Source organism: Mesorhizobium sp. M7A.F.Ca.ET.027.03.2.1 (genome assembly GCF_003999175.1).
In the GTDB taxonomy this organism is placed as follows: domain Bacteria; phylum Pseudomonadota; class Alphaproteobacteria; order Rhizobiales; family Rhizobiaceae; genus Mesorhizobium.
The window spans coordinates 1-2,291 of record NZ_RZOM01000999.1 but is presented as its reverse complement, the minus strand read 5'-3'; the positions used below and the strand labels follow the sequence as shown (position 1 = coordinate 2,291).

Sequence of the window (2,291 nt, the reverse complement as noted above, 5' to 3'; positions counted from 1 at the left end):
TCACCGCTCGTAGGTGCTGGTGTTGACCAGCAATGCCGAGATTATCGTCCGCCCCGTTCGCCCGTGGGCGAACGCCGCGCCGGCTCCACGCACCGCTGTTGCCAGAAGCGCAGCGGTCAGCAAATAGCGTGCCGCCGCCAGCAGGAGCGGAGGCACGTCATCGAGACCGAGCTTGATCGCCGCCCAGGTCAGACCCCAGATCAGCGACATCACCGCGAAGAAGGCGAGATTGCGAACCACCAGATTCGCCGTTCAGCGCAGTCCCTGGCGATCGACGAGTATCCGGTGGATGTCGATCCGCTCCGGCAGTTCGATCAGGAACTCGGGATCGCGGTCCAGATGATGGACTTTGGTCGGTTCGCCTTTGGTAAAGGCGGTCATCGCCTGCATGTCGGCCCAATACGAGATGGTTGTGAACCACGTCTCGGCATCGCGGTCCTCGCGCAGCAGTTGGACGCCAAGCGCTGTCTTCTCGAGGGGCGGAATACCCTCGGCACGCAGGTATGGCTCATAGGCGTCGGCGACGTCGCGGCGGGTGCGGCCGCGCCAGATGCGCGCGATGGTCGGTTTGGTCGGCATGAGGTTCTCCTTCAGTCAGGCGGACAGCAAACTGGGCATAGCGGACGCCGGGTGAGATCAGCCGTGAACACGAGCCAGGAAATCGCGGACCAGCGGCAGCGCGTCGTCGAAATGTGTCTCCAGCAGCCAGTGACCCGCCCCCTCGATCAGATGCAGTTCCGCATCGGGCAGATCGCGATGATAGGCCCGTGCCGACGCCGCGGGCATATAGCCGTCCTCTGGCCCCCAAACGATCAGCGTGGGCGGATGGTGTTCACGCAAATAAGCCTGGTAGCGCGGAAACCAGGTGAGATTGGCTTCCAGCTTCTCCATCAGACCGACGGCGATCTGCCGACGAACCGGCGTGTTCATCAGTGGCCAGTGAAGGCTCCAGAGATCGGGCGCCACGCGCGTGGCGATGTCGTCAGCCACTTCTCCGATGAACTCGGCCCGGAACCCGTCCTCACTTACCGCGGCCTCGAGCGGACGGTGCTTGTCGGGCGTCTTGTCGGTCCACCAAGCCTTGATCGTGGCGTATTTCGGACCAAGCACGTCCTCGTAGATGTCGCCGTTCTGGATGATCAGGGCACTGATCCGCTCGGGGTGCGAGATCGAATGCCGGAGTCCTATCTGCGAGCCGTAATCATGCAGCCACAAGGCGTAGCGTTCGAGACCGAATTCATCGGCAAGTTTGGAAAGCACGTCGCAATAGGCGTCGAAATCATAGCCAAAGGCGGCCGGATCGGGCGTGCCACTGTATCCGAAGCCCGGCCAGTCGAATGCAATCGTTCGCCAGCGGTCGGCGAGCGCCGGCATCAGTCGGCGGAATTGGAACGAAGAGCAGGGATAGCCGTGCGGCAACAGCAAGACAGGTGCTTCTGGCGGCCCTGCCTCGCGATAGAAAATGGATAGATCACCCAGTTGCATGCGTCGGTGCGTCGTTGCACCCGGCATTCGGACCTCCGTCGAATAAACACGGGCTAAACGCGTTTGACCGAGGCATCGTTCCCGAATGAGGGAAGCGGACGGCCGGCAATATTCATCTCTTCAAATTCACCACGATGACACCGCCCAGCGCCAGCGCGCCGCCGGTTATGCCGAGCAGCGTCGGGACTTCGCCCAGCCAGAAGAAGCCGATCAGCGCGGACATCGGCGAGACCAGATAGAGGAAGTTGGAGGCACGTGCGGCGGGCAGACGCGACAGTGCGGTCGCCCAGGCGGCATAGGCGATCAGGCTGGGCACGATGCCAAGAAAGATGACGGCGCCGAGGCCTGCTGCGTCGGCAACCGCCGCCTGCGAAAAGGCCGACGGCAGGAAGGGCGCCAGGCATAGTGCGCCGAGCACCATGTTCGAAGCGGAGATGGTCAACGGATGATGGCGGGCAAACAGCGGCTTCTGGACGATGGTGTTGACGGCCGAGCACAAGGCCGAACCAAGCACCAGAAGAGCACCGGTGTTAAAAGACAGTCCATTCCCGTCGGCCATGGCGATGACGCCAATGCCGGCGAAGGAAATCACCGTGCCGGCCCAGGCCATGCCCGAAAAGCGCTCGCCCAGCAGGACCATCGCCATGATGGCGGTGAAGATCGGGCTGACATTGATGATGAAGCCGGCGGCACCGGCAGAGACGGTCAGTTCGCCGAAATTGAGCATGACGGTGTAGAGCGCGACGAAGATGGCGCCGCCAAAGACCAGGCGCCACACTTCGTCGAGCCTTGGCAGCGCCGGGCGC

General features: G+C 62.9%; 4 protein-coding genes. All 4 read right to left on the bottom strand.

What is annotated here, in order from left to right; all coding sequences use genetic code 11:
• Nucleotides 1–240, bottom strand: coding sequence for a hypothetical protein (locus EN750_RS30230; protein ID WP_127398926.1), 240 nt, complete (start codon nt 238–240; stop codon nt 1–3).
• A gap of 12 nt (nt 241–252) precedes the next feature.
• Entirely contained in the window at nt 253–579 is a 327-nt protein-coding gene (locus EN750_RS30225) for a hypothetical protein (RefSeq protein ID WP_127398925.1), read from the bottom strand.
• 57 nt (nt 580–636) lie between these two features.
• Nucleotides 637–1,512, bottom strand: a complete 876-nt coding sequence (locus EN750_RS30220; RefSeq protein WP_127398924.1) for an alpha/beta hydrolase — start codon at nt 1,510–1,512, stop codon at nt 637–639.
• Between the two features lie 85 nt (nt 1,513–1,597).
• Nucleotides 1,598–2,291 (bottom strand): DMT family transporter (locus EN750_RS30215; protein ID WP_145968046.1); only part of this gene is annotated, 694 nt, incomplete at its 5' end.

Bases quoted from the DNA above. Each gene is read 5' to 3' on its own strand.
- EN750_RS30225 (WP_127398925.1), bottom strand. From the start codon at position 579: ATGCCGACCAAACCGACCATCGCGCGCATCTGGCGCGGCCGCACCCGC.
- EN750_RS30220 (WP_127398924.1), bottom strand. From the start codon at position 1,512: ATGCCGGGTGCAACGACGCACCGACGCATGCAACTGGGTGATCTATCC.